We start from the raw sequence: 21,178 nt of genomic DNA, 5'->3' as shown, positions 1-21,178 counted from the left end.
GTTCACATCTTTTGGGACGTACCGCTACTTACTAATACCTTTCCAAATCTTAATAGTGCCATCATCGTTGCCGCTTACTAAGGTCTGACCATCATGGGTGAATAAGATAAAGTTTACGGCTTCACTACCCCCTTCAAGATTACGAATATGCTTCCCACTCCGGGGATTCCATAATCTAATTACACCAGACTTTTCACCACTGAATAATATGCCTCCATCCAAGCTAAAAGCAACTGAAGAAAAATGGCTAATACCTTCAATGGCAGAGCTAATTTCTACTTCTTTCCCTGTTCCTGTATTCCATAATCTAATTCTATTTTCAAAGCCACAACTTGCAATAACGCTACTATCAGGACTAAAAGCCAAAGCATTTGTTTCCCCTGGATGTCCTGCAAAAGTATGAATTATTTCACCCGTGCGACAATTCCAAACTTTAATATTTCGACCTAAGTCAGTTTCAGAGTCATGATGCCAATGTGAACATCCTGCGGCAATGTACTTTCCGTCAGGGCTGGAGGCAAGGCAATTAATACTAATACTAGCTGGTGAATACTCTTCGTTCCCATGATCATAATAGTCATAAGACTCATTTGGAAAGGGATATAGGATAGTTTTCTTACGAGAGTTGATTCTCCAAAGCTCTACTTTGTCCCCACATCCAACAGCTATTAGATCGTCATTTAAGCTATTGCGGAAAAGGATAATGCTGCTCGCGCCTGATACGTTACGAGGTACTTTAGATAAGTCCCTTGATTGATTTGTATTCTGGTTAATTAAATCTGTCAATTGCCATGCCGTAATTCTTCTATCTGATGAAACAGTAGCAAGAATTTGATTATCTGGACTGATTGCTAGTGCTAAAATATTAGGTTCGATTTCAAATTCAACAAGTAATTCATAATTTCTCAAATCCCAGAGCCTAATTATGCTTATGTCATAATCTTTACTGCTAGAAATTAGAATTTCTCTACTACTAGCAACAGCTAGTAACGTAACAGGCTCATCTTGCCTAAGGGTTTCTGCGTTTTCAAAGCTAAATTGATTAGTGTGATCAATAGGTTCTTCCCGTAAATCTGTTGTCTTTACCTTTCGCTCTAATCGTTCTTCTGTCTGTTCTAACCTCTCTACCTCTGCTGTTTGCTGCTGCCCTACATGTAATGTTTCTGAACTCATCTCTAATATCGAAGATGTTAAGGAACAAGCATCTTGTGAGGGTGAAGCAGTCAAGAGTCCAGATTGTCGTACTTCTAGCTTCTTAAGTGATCCTATCTTCTTGGGCACTACCATGGGTTGATTAGTGAGAAGTCTATAAAGGTTCTGATAACCTCCATCGTTTTTCAATCGATTCGGGTCCGTCTCTAAATTAGGTAAATCGTATTTCGATAAATCATAAAAAGAAGTACGAACTCCATCAGGAATAATTGCTCTATTAGGAGAAGTAAAGAAAATAGGATAAAACTTGCTATTTTTTCCCTGAGCATCATGAATCTTTCCCATAATTAGGGTTGATTCCCAAATAACACCTAACCCCCTACCAACTTCTTCTTTTCTTCTATAACATTGATAATATCTTTCAGAACAAACGATCAGAACAAAATCTGATTCATCAATTTGATCGAGCATCCAGACGTCCCAGTTGTCTGGCGATAAAACAAACTGGTCAATCATGCAGTCAATTCCATCGTCTCGCAAAGCTTGAGCAAGACCCAAAACCTTCTTCCGATGCTCTTCAGAGTCCCAACTGTAGCTGATAAAGACTTTTGTAGGTTCTTGTGTTTTCGCTGTCACTAGTACACGTTGGCGTGAATTCCCCTACCATTTGCTACTGCTTCAGAACCTTTCCCTGATATGTCCACTTAAAGGGTTTAGCCATCGTGCAGTTGAAATAATCGATGAATTCAAGAATGCGTGTTTTCAGCTGGGCTTTGCTATTGAAATTTCCCCGTCTGAGTAGCTTCCGCACCAAAATACTGAACCAGATTTCAATTTGATTCATCCAAGAGCAATGCTTGGGGGTGTAATAAAAGACGATTTTGTGGCTGGGGTCTTGCAAAAACTGGGCCCGCGTTTGCATCGATTGCAGAATCCCCGATACCCCCTTCACCCCCAACTCAACGTCGATTCCCTCCACTTGTGCCACCCATCGCACTAACGACTCGGATTGATGGGTGTTTAAGCAATCCATGACCAGATGCCATTTGCTGGCCTCCGGATCGGTTGCGACTAACTGTTGAAGATGCTTGCAAAAGTCTATCTCCGTGCGGCTTTCCCCGACATTGGCTTGGGAAATTCGACCTTGAGCCACATCAAAACTGGCAATGAGACTCTGGGTACCGTGGCGGACATACTCAAATTCGCGCCGTTCTCGTCTGCCAGGGCGCATCGGTTGGTCCGCAGCTTTGCGTTCCAGCGCTTGGATACCCGTCATTTCATCGATTGAGATGGTCCGTTCTCCTTTAGCCCCTCGCTCCACAGCGTTTAAGTATATCTGGCTTAGCGTGCGAACCTTCTCCTCTAACTGAGGATCGGGGGGGGATTGAGCCAGTACTGCGTCTGGTGTGGTTTCAAGTCCGCCTCTGCCAATAATCGCCCCACATGACGTGGAGAGATGCGCTCGACAATTCCTTGTTTGACCACTTCATCGGCTAATTCCCTCGCTGTCCAATGACTGATGGGTCGTCCGTAGGCTTCCGGTTTCTCACAGGCAATCACAAACAACTCCAGAATCTGTTCGCTGCTGAAGGTCATCGGTCCACCCGGTCGTGGCAAATCCACCAGACGTCGGGCAACCGGCATCTCCTGTTCCTTCAGCGCTAACCAGCGATTGCGCCATAAGCGCGCCATCTCGCGACTGATCCCCAGTTCACGGGCAATATCCCGATGATTTTTGCCCTCCGCTGCCAACAAGATAATGTTGGCTCTCAAGCTAATTTGTTGAGGGGTTTGATGACGACGAACTAACTGTTGCAGTTCGTCGCGTTCCGTCTCGTTTAATTCGATGGGTGGAGGAGCCAGCAAGGGCATGATTCAACCTCTGATCGCAGCCTATCTTAAATGGTAGCTTTATTCCCGCCGTAGTCTACTAGCTTCTCTGACAAGGTTGAACGGGTTTGCAATCGATTATACTGCCCTCCCTTCAGAGCTAAAAAGGTCCTTTGCCAGGAATACTTATCCAGACATAAGCGTACCCGCGCCCCTAGTTGTTCAAGTTGGGTGAGCAGTTGCCCTTGAATGACGATTTTTTGCGCCGGAGCAATTCTGACAACGGTTTTGTATTGGAAGGAACCGTATCAGAACGGTTTTTTCCAACTATAGATCGCCCGTACTAAATGACATTCGTTAAACAACAGTCTAGGATTAACGTAAATTAATATTTATTGCTAAATAGGAATATAGTGCTTTTAGCAAGATTGCAAAAAGAGTTTTCGCAAGAAATCATTTCACATAGTTCTTTAGTCTCACAAATTATCCAGAGCTACTAATTGTTGCGCATGTATCGCTTGCATAAATCTCATGACTTTGATTAGAGTAAAATTCAATGCCTTACTACGTTGCTCCTTATTGTCCAGAAGAACTTTTAAAGGTAAAGCCTCAAGCTCAAAGATCTGCCCGTTTTGAAGCTGCTTGTAAACTTGCTAGTTTAATTAATGAAGGTCAGTTATCTATCAAGCTTCCTAATGGTTTTAGTACCAGGAGACTTATTGAAATTAAGAGAGAAGACCTGATGTCTAAGCAGGAAGAAGAGATTATTCAAGCTGTGAAAGTTCTTTGCAAACTCTCTTATGCAAAAGAAAAAGTGCAATCTCTATTAGAGCAATCTCAAAAAGCTCATAAGAATATAAGTGTTTTGTTTGAGGATAAAAAATTGACACCTGAAGAGTTTGAAGAGGTTAGACAAAGTCTAAAGATTATTGAAAGTTTTGCGCGTGCAAATTCCAGCTATAAAGAAGCTTTGTCTGAAGCAGAAGCTGCTCGCTCTACTTTGGATGAATCACTTGAAATTCTGTAATAAAAAGTTTGATAAGTAAGTCTATGAGCTCAATCTATTTTTCTGAATTTTACGGAATTTCAATGACCAAAGAAGACGATTGGTTTGATCCACGCATGGTTCTAGATACAAAACTATGTATTGATCCCTTTTTAGTTTTCAAGTCTAAACATCCTTACTTTAAAGATGCAAAGCAGAAATTTCTTGACTTCTTCAACACTGCTTACTTATTAGCTTCTGATCCTAATAATCATAGTTTGCTGATTGAGCATACACTTCCAATTGGGGAAGTAGCAGAACTATGCTTAGGATTTTCAGAAACAGGAATTCGTGGAGGTGGAAGAGATAGAAAGTTCGCCAAAAACGTTGTTCAAACTCTAATTGAATTAATACGGTCGATTTCTTTTACACCAGAATTGTTTAAGGCACTTGAGATCTTCACACCTGGTGTAGGAAAAGATAAGGTTAGTGATGCAATGGCAAACATTGTTAAGCGTGAATTAATCGAGTACACTTTGGACGTTTGTAAAAGGCATCCTAAAATTAAAACAAAATGTTTCCCAATCACAAATGTTGAATTTGATTATGATACTGGCTATTGGGACGATCAATGTTTTTACTTGCCAATTAATCCTTATGAATTGAAACAACCAACAGCAGTAATATTAGTCCCAAAGGTTTTCTTACGTACAATACAATCTATCAGTTCTGATGAACTAAGCAACTACCTTATAGGCAAGCCTAATGAAGAATTAAGAGCGTTATTGAATAACACACTTGGGAAATCTCTTAAAGATAAGGACAATGAAGTACTTGAAAAATTTAGAGATGAGCTTAAAAAGAAGAATACTATCCTAAATCTTGTTACTAGGAAGCCAGATCTTATAACAGAATTCTTCAAGTTTGTGGAAGACCCAAGCAATGAAGAATACTTCGGTTCATACAACTTTGAGCAAGATCCAAATGGGTTATATAACCTGCCTAAGGCAATATATGAATTTATATCTGGTCAACCTCCGCTCGATTTAAAGGCCTCAAACGAGAATGAGGTTATTGAGTGTATCGAAAAGATGATTGCTCAGTTTAAAGAATTTATTGAGAAGCATGATGGATATAAGTTTTTTTGGCTTGAAGATAATCAAGATTCTTCCAGTAAAAGACGGCACTATAATGAAAACGTTGTACAAGATATATTTAGATATTTTGTACGATATCACTGTAAAAATAACGAAATAAAGATTGAAAAAGACATAGCTCATTTAGGAGAAAAGCCTGTCGAGTTTATCTTTTCAGATACTTGCAGGCATAAAGCTTTGATCAGGCTAAAACTTTTTGCCAACATTCATCTTGAGAAAGAGGAGTTAAAAAATTCATTTGATAGTCTCAAGCAAAGCTCTATACCTTCTTGTTATTATTTAGCTTTTCTTTATGAAAAATCAGAGCGTGAGAAGCTGCATGAAAATCTCAAGGAAGTTGAGTCGGTTGATACTAAGGGAATACGATTCAGTCCAATTTCTATTAATGCATCCTTGGATAGGTCAGAAATATCCAGCTTGCCAGCAGAAAATTTGGTATCAGCAGGAGCACAAGAACCTACAAAAGTTTTTATCAGCTATAGCTGGGATTCAGAAGAACACAAAGACCGTGTGTTAATGCTGGCAAATACCCTACGAAGCCATTGGGGAGTAGAAGCTGATATAGATCAGTACGTTAGAGCTAAACATCCATATACTCCAGAGCAAGGATGGGATCTATGGATGGAAAAAAGGATTGAATGGGCTGAGTTTGTTCTAATAGTTTGTACTGAAACCTATAAGCGGCGATTCAGAGGAGATGAAGAACCAGGGATTGGTCGAGGAGTGACCTGGGAAGGAACAATCATCAGGCAAAATCTGTATAACGATCAATTGAGAAACACTAAGTTTATTCCGGTTGTATTTTCTACCCAGTCCCTGGTTCACGTTCCTCTTATCCTCATTGGGAGTGATAAGTATGTCCTTGAAGATGAAAAAAGCTTTAGGGAACTGTGCTACCGCCTGAGAAAAGAGCCGACAGTTGCAATACCAGACGTTGCATCAGCGAAGCTGCCAGCACCGACTGAACCCAAGTTTTTCTCTCCTCAAAAGCCATCGACAGAACCTCCCCCAGTCCGTTTGGATGTTCCTGAAATTCAAAATCCAAATGCTATCCAAGAAGAGCAGAAACCGAACGAGCAACTACCACTTAATACTCCAGAAGAGAATTCTTGAAGTTATCCTCGAAGAGGGGTTTGCTGTGTAGATTACATCCGTTAAGGTCGAATCACTATGACCAAGGTGCTTGCTAATACCTCCTGCTTACCATCAAGATTAGGCAGTTGATAGTTCTCAATCTGACGGCTATAGCGCTCAAACTGAGCTTCTTCCATATGCTTGCCTAGTAGTTTGGGGTGAGCTACTGACTAATTATTGACCGCAGCTTGAAGGGTTTCGTCTAACATTTGTCTATTTAAAGTGTGAATCGCTGCAAGACGGTTGCGCTATGTTCTCCTGAATTGTTAAAAAATGTTTTGCTAAAAGTATTAATACTTCAAAATACTGAATTTGCCAATGGAAGAAATCAGGGTTCCAGAGTTTGTAGCGGAAAAGTAATGACGCTTTAAGCGGAAAATTTATCAGCCTACCGACATTTATAGTCTTGTCCTGCTAAATGGTTTTGGGATCACGGTCGTGTACCAGCTAGTTATAAACCGTCCTCATTTGCCTGTACTACTTCAAGAGCTATGACTAAGAGTATCAGGTCGGCTATCTTATTGGTTGCTTGCCCTTGCTACACTAAATCTAAAGCGCCCAGAGGTAATAATGCAGATTACGCTGAACCTGCCTGACGATTTGGTGTCCCAGTTAGCCCCATTGGAGGACAAGCTGCCTCAAATTCTACAGTTGGGGTTGCGGGAATTGAATGCGGGTGCTCAGGTTGGTTTTACTGGAGCAGCGGAAGTGCTGGAGTTTCTGGCTAAATTGCCATCACCAGAGGAAATCATCGCATTGCGTCCCTCTGAAGCGCTACAAACCGAAATTAGTTCCCTCTTGGAGAAGAACCGTACTCAGGGGTTGACGGCAGATGAAGAACAGGCCTGGCAGCAGTACCAATACCTTGAGCATCTTGTTCGCATTGCGAAGGCTCAGGCATTAATCAAGTTGAAACAGCGTGCGTCGTGAGTAGCAGCTATATCCCAGTTGCGCTGCGCCGTTTAGTATACGATCGATCTAACGGCTGTTGTGAGTATTGCTTCACCCCTGAGTTAGCTTCGTTTGCTTCCCACGAGGTTGACCATATTATTGCGGAGAAGCATGGAGGATTGACGCAGGAAGATAATTTAGCTCTCTCCTGTTCCCTCTGCAACAAACACAAGGGAAGTGATCTTGCTTCGATTGATCCTAAAACTGGAGAAATTATTCCCTTGTACCATCCTCGGCGCGATCGCTGGTCAGACCATTTCTGTCTAACAGGGGCAGAGTTTACCCCTTTGACCCCAGTTGGGCGGGTAACTGTACGGTTACTGCAACTTAATCGGGGCGATCGCGTCGAGGAACGCCGACTACTCATTGAAGCAGATGTCCTGGAATTACCCTCCTGAGATTCGATAGCTCTTTCAGGTTGGCTTTGAACTTAACTGAACCAACCTGACCCAAAAGGATCTGACGTTTTGTGATTGGGGTAAAGATTGGGGTAAAAAGGCTAGAGATGCTTCTCCTCCAAGCCCGAAAACCTTATCGTATATAAGCTTCAGAAAAATCAGGAATTCCTTCACACGGAAGGGGTCACTGGTTCGAATCCAGTATCGCCCATACGAATCAACAGTTGACGTTTCGTGTTCTAAGGATCACAAATTAATTAAAACCCGGACGTTTATTAAATCCACGATCCTAAGGTTAGAATTCCGAGGTCGAAGCTCGATTTATTGAGTTCAGAGGCTGAAAGATGGAGAAGGGAGGTCGGAGTTTCTTGTAAAAAGCTCGACTATCTAAATTAATTGAAGTGAAGCGCGATCGCACGCTAGATGTAACCAGGGAACTACTCTTGGGGTCAAGCAATGATATCCTAACGCCATGACTAAATCAGAGGAGTCAACGGTGTCCGATATTCAACTTTCCCCCATTACTCAAACCATTCTGGCTGCTAAACAGAAAAAGAACATCTCGTTTGCCGACCTCGAACAGGTGCTGGGCAGAGATGAAGTGTGGATTGCAGCGGTCGTTTATCGTCAGGCAACCGCTTCTGTGGAAGAAGCCAGCCAGTTGCTGAATGCGGTAGGACTTGGTGATGAGCTGATCCCGGAGTTGACGGCAAATGCGACTAAAGGATTGGGACCCATTGTTCCTACCGATCCGTTGATCTATCGCTTCTATGAAATCATGCAGGTGTATGGAATGCCGATGAAAGATGTGATTCAAGAAAAATTTGGAGACGGCATCATGAGCGCTATTGACTTCACGTTAGACATCGAAAAAGTTGAAGATCCAAAGGGCGATCGCGTCAAAGTGATCATGAACGGGAAGTTCTTACCCTACAAAAAATGGTGAGACAGGAGATTTAGTCATGTCTGAAACGGTGAATCGACCTCCCTTACCGCCCTTTACCCTGGAAACGGCAAAGGCAAAAGTACAAGCCGCAGAAGACGCCTGGAATACTCGCAATCCAGAACGAGTTGCTCTGGCATATACCGAGGATTCTCAATGGCGGAATCGAGCTGAATTTATCCACGGGCGAGTGGCAATTGTGGAGTTTCTGAAGCGCAAATGGGCAAAAGAACTTGACTATCGCTTGAAAAAAGAACTCTGGTGCTTTCTGGAAAATCGGATTGCCGTGCGGTTTGAATATGAGTGGCACGACGACTCTGGTTTCTGGTATCGCTCCTATGGCAACGAGAATTGGGAATTTGCTGAAAATGGATTGATGATGCACCGATTTGCCAGCATCAATGATGTGCCCATTCAAGAATCCGATCGCAAGTTTCGCTGGGAACGTAACGAGTGAGTTGCCCTTGTCAGCCAGTAAAAAAGGCAAACAATGAGCAAAAATCTCATCCGTAAAAATGACTTTCATTGCTCTAAAGCTTTGGACGGATCATAAACTCGTCGCGATCGCGGACTTCAGCGGTGAAGCATAGGTTCAACAGCAAGAATTTGGTGTTCCGTGGCCTCGATGATGACCAGATAATTTCCCCATTCCAATTGTTTTCTATAAAGTTTGACGTGCTCTTCAGGATCTATGCATCCCAAAAATGCACCATATAGCCCACCGACAGCAGCGGCAAGACTACTACCTAACAATGCGGTCAGGAGGCTATCAAGGGCGATCGCTGCTCCCACTCCAGGAATCAATAAAACTCCTAATCCAATTGTGAGTGTCGTTAAGCCAACGCCCACGCTTCCTTGGATAGCGCCTGCTTTTGCGCCCTCTGCACGAGTAGGAGATTCCTGATTTGTTTTGTCTAGTGAATTTTTGGTTGCATCTGAATTCTTAGTCACTACGGAGATTTGATCCATCGGAAAATTCATGTTCTGTAGCTCAATCAGGACTTGTTCTACTGTTTGCTGATTTGGAAAAACACCTATGGCTTGTTTCAGGTTGTTCGTTTTCATGTGTATACACAAGTTGAGTCTGGGTGACCTGTAGGGGCGTTCGGCGAACGCCCAATGCAGCGCAATAATGGGTCGTATCTAAAATTCTCCGGGGCAGGGCGAATGCCATTCGCCCCTACCCCGCCTTCGATCACTTGTGTGGCACAGTAGTGCTTACTTGAGGGGTGCGAATCGCCTGAGCAGGGTGGCTAGTCCAATCATGGGTACGCCGATCGCCATGCACAGGAGAGCCTGACTTAAATTCAAGGGGGCTGTGTCAAAGAGTTGATTCATCGCATGCCATTGGCTAAACAGCAGTTGGAAGAGGAATGCGGCGCTGATGCCCAATAGCACGGCATAACCGAAGGGTTCGGTTTGACCGCGCAGTTTGGCAATAACGGCTGGGAAAAATCGGCTGATGCTCAGCAGGTAAAAGGCTTCGGCTGCTACCAATGCCTGAATTGCCATCGTCCGAGCCAGGGTTTCGTTGCCTGTGGTTTGGATGACCCACTCAAAGGTGCCAAAAATGACGATCCAGTTAAACAAGGAAACGGTCAGAATGCGGGTGATCAGACGCCGGGAGAGCAGCGGTTCATTCGTTGGACGTGGTGGGTGTTGCATCACATCGGGGGAAGGTGGCTCGAATGCCAGGGGCACCGATAGGGCGATCGAACCCACCATATTCAGCCAGAGGATTTGTACGGGCAGAATGGGCAGAGGGCTTGCCAATATCACTGCAATCAGAATGGTCATCGACTCGCCGCCATTGACAGGCAGAATGAAGGCGATCGCCCGTAACAAATTCTTATAGACGGTACGCCCCTCCTCTACAGCGCGTTCAATCGAGGCAAAGTTGTCATCCGTCAGAATCATATCTGCCGCTTCTTTGGAGACTTCGGTGCCGGTAATGCCCATCGCAGTGCCGATATCTGCTTGCTTCAGGGCAGGCGCATCATTCACGCCATCTCCGGTCATGGCGACAATTTCACCGTTCGATTGTAGGGCTTTGACCAGGCGGAGTTTTTGTTCCGGTGCAACCCTGGCAAACACATGGCTTTGGGCAATGGCGATCGCTAGTTCCATGTCGCTCATCTCCGCCAGTTCTCGTCCGGTGAGGATGGGGGCATCTGCGGTTTGAGTGATACCCATGCGTTGAGCGATCGCCGCAGCGGTTTTGGCATGGTCGCCCGTGATCATCTTCACCTGAATTCCGGCAGATTGGCAGGAGCGAATCGCTTGAATCGCTTCTGGACGGGGTGGATCAATCATGCCCTGAAGTCCCAGAAACACCAGGTCTTGCTGGATGTCGGCATGATCCAGGGAGGATTTGGAGCGAGTAGCCATTTTTTTGGCTAGTGCCAATACTCTTAGCCCCTGATTTGCCATGCGATCGACTGTTTGTTCGATAACGGTTGCATCAAGGGCAGTGGGATGTCCCTCAGAATCAAGCATCTGGTGGCAGCGCTTGAGGATCGCCTCAATCGAACCCTTGACGTAAATCAACCGCTCAGAACGGCGATCGTGCACGGTTGCCATGTATTGAAACTGGGATTCAAACGGTAGGGTTGCCCGACGTGGCAGGGTTCTTTCCAGGGATTCTGGGGTTAGCCCTGCCTTATGAGCTGCCGTCACCAATGCGCCCTCGGTGGGGCTACCAATGACTGTCCAATTGCCCCCTTGCGCCTCAATATGAGAGTCGTTGCACAACAGCCCTGCTTGCAAGCATTCAAACAGAGCAGGGGTTTCTGCTAAATCAACGGGCTGTCCTTTAAAGGTGATGTCTCCTTCCGGCGCGTAACCACCGCCGCTGACCTGATACAGTTCTCCTCCGGCATAAATTTCCTGTACTGTCATCTGGTTTTCGGTGAGCGTTCCGGTTTTGTCGGAGCAAATGACAGTGGTACTGCCCAGGGTTTCCACAGCGGGCAGTTTGCGAATGATGGCATGGTGCTTTGCCATCTGGGAAACCCCGATCGCCAACGTCACCGTCAGGATGGCAGGCAACCCTTCGGGAATGGCACTCACCGCCAGCGCCACCGCCGCTTTAAACACCTCGATCCAGGAAAGTCCCTGAGCAACTCCCACCGCAAAAGTGAAGGCTGCCAGAGCCAGAACCACATACAGCAGGGTTTTGCCAAAGCGATCAATTTTTCGGGTTAAAGGGGTTTCCAGGCTGTGGCTTTGCTGCATCATCTGGGACAAATGCCCCGTTTCAGTCTGCTCACCCGTGGCGACCACCAATCCCCGTCCTCGCCCCAAGGTGATTAAACTGCCGGTGTAAGCCATATTTGCCCGTTCTGCCAGAGGCGTATCGGTTGGCAGTGGAGTCAGGCTCTTTTCAACGGGAACAGACTCTCCCGTTAATCCCGACTCATCGATCTGGAGGTCAAACACTTCGATCAGCCGCAAATCTGCCGGGACTTTATCCCCGGATGCCAGCATGACTAAATCTCCCGGCACCAGTTCTCCAGAAGAAATCACCTGTTTTTGTCCATTCCGCAGAATCGTGGCTTCCGTCGTGACAGATTCCGCCAGGGCAGCGATCGCATTCTCCGCTTTCGATTCTTGAATAAAGCCAATCACAGCGTTTAGAATTGTGACTCCGAAGATCACGCCAGAATCAATCCATTCCTGTAAGAAAGCAGTGACAACGCCTGCTGCCAGCAAGATATAAAGCAACGGTTGGTTGAATTGCTGGAACAACCGAACCCAGGCACTTTCACCTTTCTGGGCAGTCAGTTCGTTAGCACCGAAGCGATCGCGCCGTTCCTGTGCATCCTGGGTGGAAAGCCCTGTTTCAGGATCGGTTTCTAAAGAGCGGACAACCTCTTTCACCGATAGATGATGCCATTGATTCGGTGTTGTTCGTTTCGTCAGTGTTTCAACCATGCGTTTTCTCTACTCGAACTTGGTAATCACACAGCAGCAAGGCTGTTTCCCATTACCTTTAGCGTCGATGAGAAAAGTGAACTAAATGTGATCGCTCGATTTTAGTGACTCACTTTTCGATCACATTTGTTGTTCAAGTTGAAAGGCAGCGTGTGTCGATCTGTGTGTGCCGATCTGTGGGGGCGTGGCATTCGGTTGCTATATCTTGGTCAGGACAGAGAACGGTTGCCCGAATGCCACGCCCTTATCGGGAAGCAGATCTTCATCAGAACAGAGGTTAATTGCCCGAATGCCGCGCCCTTATCGGGACTTTTCATGCAGTGATCCCCTACATCCGATAATGAAGGGACAGCAAACCTTCTTCAGTGTTTCACCATGACCGATCTGTCATCCTGGGGTACGTCCCTGACCACCACTGCTCAACGGCTTCTCTTGCTTGGTTCCGGCGAATTGGGCAAAGAAGTGGCTATTGAAGCCATGCGTCTGGGGTTAGAAGTAATTGCGGTCGATGCCTATGCCAATGCGCCTGCGATGCAGGTCGCCCATCGATCGCATGTGATCAATATGCTGGACGGAGCGCAAGTGCGGCAGGTGGTTGAGCAGGAGAAACCGGGGCTGATTGTGCCGGAAGTCGAGGCGATCGCCACGGCTACTCTGGTTGAGTTGGAACAGGAAGGCTGGCGCGTCATTCCCACGGCTAAGGCAACTCAGTTGACGATGAATCGAGAGGGAATTCGGCGTCTAGCTGCCGAGGAGTTAGGGCTAAAAACCTCGCCCTATCGCTTTGCGGAGACGGAAGCGGAATACCAGCAGGCGATCGCAGAGTTGGGCTTACCCTGTGTCGTGAAACCTGTCATGAGTTCCTCTGGCAAAGGTCAGAGTACCGTTCGCACTGAGGCTGAAATTCAACCCGCCTGGGAGTATGCTCAAGCCGGAGGACGCACCAAAGGCGGGCGGGTGATTGTCGAAGGCTTTGTCCCCTTTGACACCGAGATTACCTTACTGACCGTCCGTTCGGCGTCGGGGACGCACTTCTGTCCACCCATTGGTCATATTCAGGTGAGTGGCGACTACCGAGAATCCTGGCAACCCTGTGCCCTAAATCCCGGCACTCTAGAGCAGTGTCAGGAGATTGCCGAGAAGATTACGACAGCCCTCGGGGGATGGGGCATCTTTGGCGTGGAACTGTTTATTCAGGGAGCCAGTGCAGGAGAACAAACCGTTTACTTCAGTGAAGTCAGTCCCCGTCCCCACGATACCGGGATGGTGACGCTGATCAGCCAGACTATGTCTGAGTTTGAGCTGCATGTGCGGGCGATCGCCGGGTTGCCGATCGGCGAGATTACCCTGATTCAACCGGGGGCATCGGCTGTGATTCTAGCCAACGCGGCGGGCGACAATCCTCGATTCAGCGGAATTCATGAAGCGTTGCAGATCCCGACCAGTAAAGTGCGTCTGTTTGGCAAGCCTCGCGCCTACCGCAATCGTCGCATGGGGGTTGCTTTGGCACTGGGCGATACGGTGGAGCAGGCTAGAGAACGAGCGAAAGCCAGTGCCGCCGCCGTCACCGTTTTGGTAGATGATGCCGGATAAATCAGAGTGAGATAGGCGCAAATAGAAATCCGACATCCTGATTCCGGTTACTCGATAATTTCGTAGCGAACCAGTTGGCGGATTTCCTGGCGTGACAATTGCAGTTCTGTGGCGATCGCCGCTTCAATCTGTTCTGGATCGGTTGTGGCGAGTTCTAGTTCCATCCGTTTCACAACCGATTCGGCGGTTTCGACCTTCACCTGAGTCATATTCTGGTTGCGGTTAATCACAGCATTGATCAGCAGAATATTCACCGACACAACGGCTTTCAACTGCGTGTCTGCCTGAAGCTTGGTTGTCGTTGGCTGAGATTGCTGCAATTCTTGAGCTGTCAACATACCAGAACCAAGCCAAAACGCGATCGCCACCAATGGCAGTGGCAACCAAAATTCTCCTCCCAATGCCCGTAGCCAACGTTTGATCACTGGCGATCGCCGTTCCTGATTCTCATAGCATTCTTCTGACTGTAATTCAACTGCTGGCAACTTAAAATCTAGCTCGCAGGGGATGTGCAATTTCATCTCAACCCTCAATGCTAGAAATACCAGCCCTCAGAAGTTTGAGCAGGAAGATGAAGGTATTGCTAGTCGAGGACGACCCGAAACAATTGCTGCCACTCCAGATGGCGTTGTCTCAGGCAGGGCATAGCGTGGATGGGGTCAAAGACGGCAAAACGGCTCAGTGGCTTTTATCGGAGAAGGACTATGATCTGTTGGTGCTGGACTGGATGCTGCCCCATGTCAGTGGCGTGAACCTTTGTCAGCATTATCGGGCGATCGGAAAAACGTCTCCTATTTTAATGATCACGGCAAGGGATACCACGTCTGAAAAAGTAACGGGATTAGACGCGGGAGCCGACGATTACTTGGTGAAACCCATTGATTTAATTGAGTTTATGGCACGAGTACGGGCACTGAGGCGGCGATCGCCCCTATGGGTCGGAGATACGCTGAGCTTAGAGGATCTATACCTCCACCTGGATTCCTTGAAGGTAGAAAGACAGGGTAAATCAGTCACCCTGTCCAGCCGTGAGTTTCAGTTGCTAGAACACTTCATGCGCCATCCTCGCCAGATCTTGACCCGCAATCAGATCGAGCAAGCCGTATGGGAATGGGGCACCGAGCCAGACAGCAACGCGATCACCGTATTAGTGCGAAAACTGCGTCAACGCTTGCAGGCAGTAGAAGCCAGCGATTGGGTCGAGAGTGTTTATGGTATGGGCTATCGATTGTCACCACCTGAAAATTACAGCCAGTCCCAAAATGGGTAGCCACACGGTAGGGGCGAACGGCGGTTCGCCCTTACAAAATCTGTAATTTATTCTTATACCAATTCTCAAAATGACTGCTACAGATCACACCCCACCGCCTGCGGCACCTCCCCTTGGTAAGGGGAGGTTGGGAGGGGTCAGATGTATAGCCCTAGAAAATTGAATTGATATTAGCTGAATCAAAATTCTATTCGCAGCAGAATGTGTTTAATCAGAGTCGTCGCAATCTAGCCCGCTGGTTTACCCTCTCGATGGGGAGCATTCTAGTGCTGTTTGCAGGCGTCATTTACCAGATTGAGGTGCAAGACAAACGCGAGGCGCTCGATCGCCTGCTGCTCGACAAAACCCGGATTATGGCAGCAAGCGTTCATTACGATGTTCGTCAGAATCAAACAGCGGTGGATCTCACCAATGTTCCTTTGCTGGGAAGTGGATCTCACCCCCTGGCTGAAGATTTGATTTATGTGCGCTGGTATAACGCCGAAGGACGTTTGGTGCGTTTTTTTGGGGTAGCTCCTGCCAATCAACTCAATACGCCTTCGGGTTATCAAACGATTCAACCAACAGATTCCTTATTACAACACCATCGCTGGTTGCGTCAGATCACGCTACCCGTTGAGGGGCGCACCGGAACACTGGGCTATCTTCAGGTGGCAACCCCCCTGACTGAAACCCACCATCAGTTGCAAGAGCTTCAGCTGGCGTTAACTCTGGCAGTGCCGATCGCATTGGGGTTAATTGGCTTGACGGGTTGGCTGCTGAGCGGCATTGCCATGCAGCCTATTCGCCGGTCTTATCAACAACTGCAACGCTTTACTGCCGATGCTTCTCACGAGTTGCGATCGCCCCTCTCTGCCATCCTGACCAATGCTCAGGTGGGGTTGATGCTGGCATCGGATGATGCTCAGTTTCAGCCACCTTTAGAAAACATCGTCGATAGTGCTAAATCAATGGGTTCCCTGGTCAATAATCTGTTGCTGCTAGCGCGTCATCAGGGCAAGCTTGCGCCGGAATCGCTCAAACTGCTCAGCCTCAACCCATTTCTCGCAGAAATCGTTGCTCAGTTCGGGGAACTGGCAGCAGCCCAGGGACTTCAACTCAAGTACGAGCCACCAGATCAGGTCATTCAAGTCTGGGCGGATCCAGATTTGTTGCGGCAGGTGATTGAAAATTTGCTCAGTAATGCGTGCAAATATACTTCGACAGGATCAGTACGGCTGCGACTCCTTCCCCAGCCAGGTTGGGCAGTGATTCAAGTGATCGACACCGGCATTGGCATTCCAGACGCAGACTTACCCTACATCTTCGATCGCTTTTACCGGGTGGATACGGCGCGATCGCTCGATAGTGGTGGTTTTGGACTGGGATTGGCGATCGCGCAGCAAATTGTTCAGGCTCATGGCGGGCATCTTCATGTCACGAGCGTTGTGGATCAAGGTTCAACATTTCAGGTCGAACTGCCATCGAAACCTCATCCATAAGCAACTTGTAGGAAGTAGAGGGTGGCTATCGCAGATAATTGCAGATTTTCAACGAAGTTAAAACAGCGACTGGCAACAGAATGGCTTGTCTGCCTATCTCAGAACTAGTGTTGCAAACACCAAATTTTGCAACATGGAGGTTGGGGGCGAAGCCCCCAAGAAGGGGTTTCACCCCTTCACCCCTTACAAACCTTTCGTTTTGCTGTACTAGTGTTGCAAACACCAAATTTTGCAACATGGGGGTTGGGGGCGAAGCCCCCAAGAAGGGGTTTCACCCCTTCACTCCTTACAAACCTTTCGTTTTGCTGTACTAGTGTTGCAAACACCAAATTTTGCAACATGGGGGTTGGGGGCTTCGCCCCCAAGAAGGGGTTCCACCCCTTCACCCCTTACAAACCTTTCGTTTTGCTGTACTAGTCCTATCCAATGGTTTGTCAGATGGTTTATCAGATGGCTTGAAGTAACCGGCTCTTTTAATTCAATTCGGCAATGACTTCTTGCAACCGTGTGCGGAATTCGCCTTTGGGATGGGCACCTTTAACTTCACCGATAATCTTAACGTCGGTTTCTGGTGAATCACAGATGATGTAGGTTGGCCAGCCCATTTCTGCTTTATCGGGATATTGAGTCAGTAAGATTTTGCGATATTTCCGATAAGTGGCAGTATCTTGCATCTTGACATCGACAAATTGCATCCCCAGTTCTTCCACCACTTTTTGGTCGTAGAAAGACATTTTGTGGCACAGCCCACAATCTTCTGAAGAGAATTTGATGACCGCAAGACTCATAGGTTTAACTCACTGCAAAACGGTTGGTTTGCTCTACTAAATTTAGCTATTCCTTTCATTTTAGACGCGATCGGCAAGGTTGAATAGGCACTGCTGAGTCTAGCTATAAAAACTGGTGCTTCAAACGGGACTCACTCCATTTTTTCCGGTTCTAACTCAGTTTGTGTTGCCCCAACGTAGGGGCGGAGCATTTGGTAAAACATCCTTGATTTACCTGAAAATTCCTGTCCAAATGCCGCGTCCTTACAGGAGTGGATGGCTCCGACACACAATCCGGCAGAATCAGCATTTTTTTGGGAGAGTGCGGCTCCGCCGCACTCTCCCAAAAAATATGGGTTTTAAATTTGTCAGGATACTTACTCGTCGTCGTGCGCAAAGCGACGATAAAGAAAATCCAATGCCTGGTTGCGCAGTTTGTAGTATTCCGGATCTTCCATAATGCGATCGCGATCGCGTGGACGTGGAAAAGGAATGTTTAAAACTTCGCCAATGGTGGCAGCAGGTCCATTCGTCATCATGACCAGGCGATCGGCGAGGAATAGAGCTTCATCAATATCGTGAGTAATCATTAATACAGTACAGCGATGCTCATTCCATATTTTCAACAATTCTTCTTGAAGCTCTTCTTTAGTAATCGCATCCAGTGCGCCAAACGGTTCGTCAAGAATAAGAACTTCAGGACGAATGGCTAACGCACGGGCGATCGCTACACGTTGCCGCATTCCACCGGACAGTTGCGGTGGCTTTTTGTCCATGGCATCGGCTAAACCGACCATGGCTAAATGCTCACGGGTGATGGCTCGGCGTTCTGCTTCCATCTTTTTGGGATAGACCGACTCCACTGCCAGATAGACATTTTCAAAAGCCGTTAGCCAGGGTAAGAGCGAATAATTTTGGAACACTACCATCCGTTCGGGACCCGGCTGAGTGATGGGTTTGCCCCGCAATTTCACACTACCAGCAGTTGGTTGAGCAAACCCAGATACCATATTCAGCAAGGTACTTTTACCACATCCAGAGTGACCAATCAGACAGATAAATTCGCCTTGTGAAAACTGGAGATTGACATCCTGAAGAACGGTGTACGCTCCTTTGGGCGTCGGGTAAATTTTGGCAACGTTGTCAATCGTCAGGAAGTCAGAGGAAACAGGAGATTGAATGGCGATCGCCGGTGAAAGTTCCGATTGTTTTAGCATGTACGTTGTTTTGATAAATGACTAAAAAAATAACTGAGGATCATGGGTTAAATCAGATCGACTATTGAATTGTTTGCAAGGGCGAACGGTCATTCGCCCATATAGCAGCCGAGAGGCTGGTTGAACGAGGTGCAGGGGTTTCACCCCTGGCTGAGGGCGCAGCCCCCACACCCCACCGTCCTAACCCTCTACTCAATGGCTATACAACCAATCCTCGAAATTCTTTAATTCCCATTCATTACAGGGTTAGTAAAACCTGGAAACATGTATGACGCAGCAGAGCGGTGTCATGAAGATTGAGGGTGTGTTGCATCCGGCTAAACCCTCAATCCATAAACCTAAGCGGCAGATCGGCGGTCATCGAGAACCACTTCGGCGACACTAAAATCGCGTCGAATTGAGAGTTGATTGAGATAACCAATTGGATCTTCGGCATCAAACTGAATGCCATCAAATAACTCAATCGGTCCCCGATGATATTTCATATCTAAAATGCCAATTTCTCGGGCTGCCGTACTAAACACACTGACTCGACAGACGCGCTCTAAAATTTCCAGCCAGTTACGTGGGAAGGGAATATCACCCCACCGTGCCATTTGTGTCATCATCCACAAATGCTCTGTTCGGCTGGGGCGGTTGACGCCTTCTCCATGAAACAGGTGGTGGGCATACTCTCGCATCGGACTATCGAGATGGCAAACCTGGGCATTGGGGTCACCCAGATGAATATACTCGACATTGGTGCTAACATATTCCCGGCGCGATAGGATCTGGCGAATTTCCTGAGAATGGCTGGGGTCAGCGCAATAGCGACAGGCTTCTAAGAGGGCTTTAACCAGTGCAATATGCGTATTTGGATAGGTATTTGCCCAGTCTTCCCGCACGCCTAAGACTTTACCCGGATGACCCTGCCAGATTTCTAAATCTGTTGCCACAGTGACGCCAATACCTTCGATCGCAGCTCGTAAATTCCACGGTTCACCGACGCAATAACCATCGATAATTCCTGCTTTTAAGTCTGCAATCATCTGGGCTGGAGGAATGGTACGCAGAGCAACATCTCGATCGGGATCAATACCGCCTGCTGCCAACCAGTAACGGAGTAGAATATTATGCATAGAGGACGGATGCACCATGCCCAGTGTGTGCGACTGTGCATCAGATTCTAATAACGTTCGCTTAAACTCCGAAGCGGTGTAAATGCCTTGTTCATAGAACTTTTTCGCCAACGTTACAGCATTGCCATTACGAGTCATGGTCAACGCACTCACGATGGGTAAGGGTTGCTCTTGATGACCACCAACCGTTAGCCAAACAGGCATTCCGGCTGGCATTTGGGCAGCATCGAGATAATTGCCTGCAATGCCATCGACGATGCCTCGCCAACTGGTTTCCCGCACCAAGTTAACATCATCTAACCCATGCTTTTCGAAAAAGCCTTTTTCTTTGGCAATCACCAGCGGAGCGGAAGCGGTCAGTGGCAAAAACCCAATTTCTAAGTTAACTTTTTCTAACCCATGACGGGCTTGAACTGTGGTTTTGCGCGATCGCAATTTTTTAATTCGCTTTTGTTGGTTGAGGAAGTAGATCAATTCCGATCGCAGGCTGTAGTAGCTGGGATGGCTAACCACATCCATCCGCTTCCGGGGTCGGGGAATATCAACTTCTAAAATGCCACCAATTTTTGACGAAGGGCCGTTCGTTAACATGACAATGCGATCGGACAAAAGCACGGCTTCATCGACGTCATGTGTCACCATCACGGCTGTGACTTGATATTCGTCGCAAATGCGCATCAGTTGCTCTTGCAAATTACCCCGAGTTAAGGCATCTAATGCACCAAAGGGTTCGTCTAATAACAGAAGGCGGGGACGAATAGCTAATGCACGGGCGATCGCCACCCGTTGCTTCATTCCACCCGACAGTTGAGCCGGCGGTTTATCGGCAGCATGACGTAAACCCACCAGATCAATATGGCGTTCGACAATCTGCCGACGTTCTGCTTTGGGTAATTCTGTTAAGACTTCATCAACAGCTAATTCGATATTCTCGCGAACTGTAAGCCAGGGTAATAAAGAATAGTTTTGGAACACGACCATGCGATCGGGACCAGGTTGAGAGATGCGTTTGCCTTCCAGCGAAACTACGCCATCCGTGGGCAAATCTAAACCTGCAATCATATTCAGCAGCGTTGATTTACCACAACCGGAATGTCCGATCAGAGAGATAAATTCACCCCGCTTGATGTCTAGATCAATACCACGCAAGGCAACGTATTCACCGCCTCCGGTGAGGGGGAAAACTTTTTCGATTTGATCAACAGCAACGAATGTAGACATAGAGAAAAAGGATAGAGGGAAGGATAAG

At 47.1% G+C, this 21,178-nt stretch carries 18 protein-coding genes; 9 read left to right on the top strand and 9 right to left on the bottom strand.

Going from position 1 to position 21,178, the window contains the following annotated elements:
• Window positions 1-24 precede the first annotated feature (24 nt).
• From ACR6Z4_RS29535 to ACR6Z4_RS29525, 3 genes are all read right to left on the bottom strand, one after another.
• Window positions 25-1,788, bottom strand: a complete 1,764-nt coding sequence (locus tag ACR6Z4_RS29535) for an SEFIR domain-containing protein (protein WP_479720938.1) — start codon at window positions 1,786-1,788, stop codon at window positions 25-27.
• A 34-nt stretch (window positions 1,789-1,822) separates the two neighbouring features.
• On the bottom strand, window positions 1,823-2,428 hold the full coding sequence (locus ACR6Z4_RS29530) for a transposase (protein ID WP_479720937.1): 606 nt from the start codon (window positions 2,426-2,428) through the stop codon (window positions 1,823-1,825).
• A gap of 86 nt (window positions 2,429-2,514) precedes the next feature.
• Entirely contained in the window at window positions 2,515-3,024 is a 510-nt protein-coding gene (locus ACR6Z4_RS29525; protein ID WP_479720936.1) for a helix-turn-helix domain-containing protein, read from the bottom strand.
• 514 nt (window positions 3,025-3,538) lie between these two features.
• Here ACR6Z4_RS29525 and ACR6Z4_RS29520 point away from each other — a divergent pair.
• The 6 genes from ACR6Z4_RS29520 to ACR6Z4_RS29495 all read left to right on the top strand — a co-directional run bounded on the left by ACR6Z4_RS29520 (window position 3,539) and on the right by ACR6Z4_RS29495 (window position 9,007).
• Window positions 3,539-4,009 carry a hypothetical protein gene (locus ACR6Z4_RS29520; protein ID WP_479720935.1) on the top strand — a complete coding sequence of 157 codons (471 nt, stop codon included), beginning with the start codon at window positions 3,539-3,541 and terminating at the stop codon, window positions 4,007-4,009.
• 62 nt (window positions 4,010-4,071) lie between these two features.
• Window positions 4,072-6,237: an SEFIR domain-containing protein gene (locus ACR6Z4_RS29515; protein WP_479720934.1), complete on the top strand. Its 2,166-nt coding sequence runs from the start codon at window positions 4,072-4,074 to the stop codon at window positions 6,235-6,237.
• A 591-nt stretch (window positions 6,238-6,828) separates the two neighbouring features.
• The gene (locus tag ACR6Z4_RS29510) at window positions 6,829-7,188 is read left to right on the top strand and encodes a hypothetical protein (RefSeq protein ID WP_479720933.1); all 360 of its coding nucleotides are present in this window, start codon (window positions 6,829-6,831) and stop codon (window positions 7,186-7,188) included.
• Window positions 7,185-7,607, top strand: coding sequence for an HNH endonuclease (locus ACR6Z4_RS29505; RefSeq protein ID WP_479720932.1), 423 nt, complete (start codon window positions 7,185-7,187; stop codon window positions 7,605-7,607). The genes ACR6Z4_RS29510 and ACR6Z4_RS29505 overlap by 4 nt, the downstream gene beginning before the upstream one ends.
• Before the next feature lie 472 nt (window positions 7,608-8,079).
• A complete protein-coding gene (cynS, locus tag ACR6Z4_RS29500; protein ID WP_479720931.1) occupies window positions 8,080-8,553 on the top strand; it encodes a cyanase in 474 nt (157 codons plus the stop codon).
• A 16-nt stretch (window positions 8,554-8,569) separates the two neighbouring features.
• Window positions 8,570-9,007 (top strand): nuclear transport factor 2 family protein, encoded by a 438-nt coding sequence (locus ACR6Z4_RS29495; protein WP_479720930.1) that lies wholly within the window; start codon window positions 8,570-8,572, stop codon window positions 9,005-9,007.
• A 116-nt stretch (window positions 9,008-9,123) separates the two neighbouring features.
• Here the strand turns inward: ACR6Z4_RS29495 and ACR6Z4_RS29490 are convergent, their stop codons facing one another.
• Both ACR6Z4_RS29490 and ACR6Z4_RS29485 read right to left on the bottom strand, forming a co-directional pair.
• Window positions 9,124-9,615 (bottom strand): hypothetical protein, encoded by a 492-nt coding sequence (locus ACR6Z4_RS29490; protein WP_479720929.1) that lies wholly within the window; start codon window positions 9,613-9,615, stop codon window positions 9,124-9,126.
• A 153-nt stretch (window positions 9,616-9,768) separates the two neighbouring features.
• Complete coding sequence (locus ACR6Z4_RS29485) at window positions 9,769-12,483, bottom strand: cation-translocating P-type ATPase (protein WP_479720928.1); 2,715 nt, start codon at window positions 12,481-12,483, stop codon at window positions 9,769-9,771.
• 375 nt (window positions 12,484-12,858) lie between these two features.
• Between ACR6Z4_RS29485 and purT the strand changes: the two genes are divergently transcribed.
• A complete protein-coding gene (purT, locus tag ACR6Z4_RS29480) occupies window positions 12,859-14,076 on the top strand; it encodes a formate-dependent phosphoribosylglycinamide formyltransferase (protein ID WP_479720927.1) in 1,218 nt (405 codons plus the stop codon).
• Window positions 14,077-14,123: 47 nt separating this feature from the next.
• On the opposite strand, the gene ACR6Z4_RS29475 is transcribed toward purT, so the two are convergent.
• A complete protein-coding gene (locus ACR6Z4_RS29475; protein WP_479720926.1) occupies window positions 14,124-14,597 on the bottom strand; it encodes a hypothetical protein in 474 nt (157 codons plus the stop codon).
• A gap of 50 nt (window positions 14,598-14,647) precedes the next feature.
• Here ACR6Z4_RS29475 and ACR6Z4_RS29470 point away from each other — a divergent pair, with 50 nt between their 5' ends.
• Together ACR6Z4_RS29470 and ACR6Z4_RS29465 are read left to right on the top strand one after the other, a co-directional pair.
• A complete protein-coding gene (locus ACR6Z4_RS29470; protein ID WP_479720925.1) occupies window positions 14,648-15,346 on the top strand; it encodes a response regulator transcription factor in 699 nt (232 codons plus the stop codon).
• A gap of 203 nt (window positions 15,347-15,549) precedes the next feature.
• Window positions 15,550-16,827 (top strand): sensor histidine kinase, encoded by a 1,278-nt coding sequence (locus ACR6Z4_RS29465; RefSeq protein ID WP_479720924.1) that lies wholly within the window; start codon window positions 15,550-15,552, stop codon window positions 16,825-16,827.
• 473 nt (window positions 16,828-17,300) lie between these two features.
• Here the strand turns inward: ACR6Z4_RS29465 and ACR6Z4_RS29460 are convergent, their stop codons facing one another.
• The 3 genes from ACR6Z4_RS29460 to ACR6Z4_RS29450 form a co-directional block, all read right to left on the bottom strand.
• The gene (locus ACR6Z4_RS29460; RefSeq protein WP_479720923.1) at window positions 17,301-17,615 is read right to left on the bottom strand and encodes a thioredoxin family protein; all 315 of its coding nucleotides are present in this window, start codon (window positions 17,613-17,615) and stop codon (window positions 17,301-17,303) included.
• A 356-nt stretch (window positions 17,616-17,971) separates the two neighbouring features.
• Complete coding sequence (locus tag ACR6Z4_RS29455; RefSeq protein ID WP_479720922.1) at window positions 17,972-18,811, bottom strand: nitrate ABC transporter ATP-binding protein; 840 nt, start codon at window positions 18,809-18,811, stop codon at window positions 17,972-17,974.
• Window positions 18,812-19,149: 338 nt separating this feature from the next.
• Window positions 19,150-21,150, bottom strand: coding sequence for an ABC transporter ATP-binding/substrate-binding protein (locus ACR6Z4_RS29450; protein ID WP_479720946.1), 2,001 nt, complete (start codon window positions 21,148-21,150; stop codon window positions 19,150-19,152).
• Window positions 21,151-21,178: the final 28 nt, after the last annotated feature.

The organism is Calyptranema fuscum S582, assembly GCF_055793305.1.
Note: the sequence above shows the minus strand (reverse complement) of the source record. Positions and strands in the feature narration are given on the sequence as shown.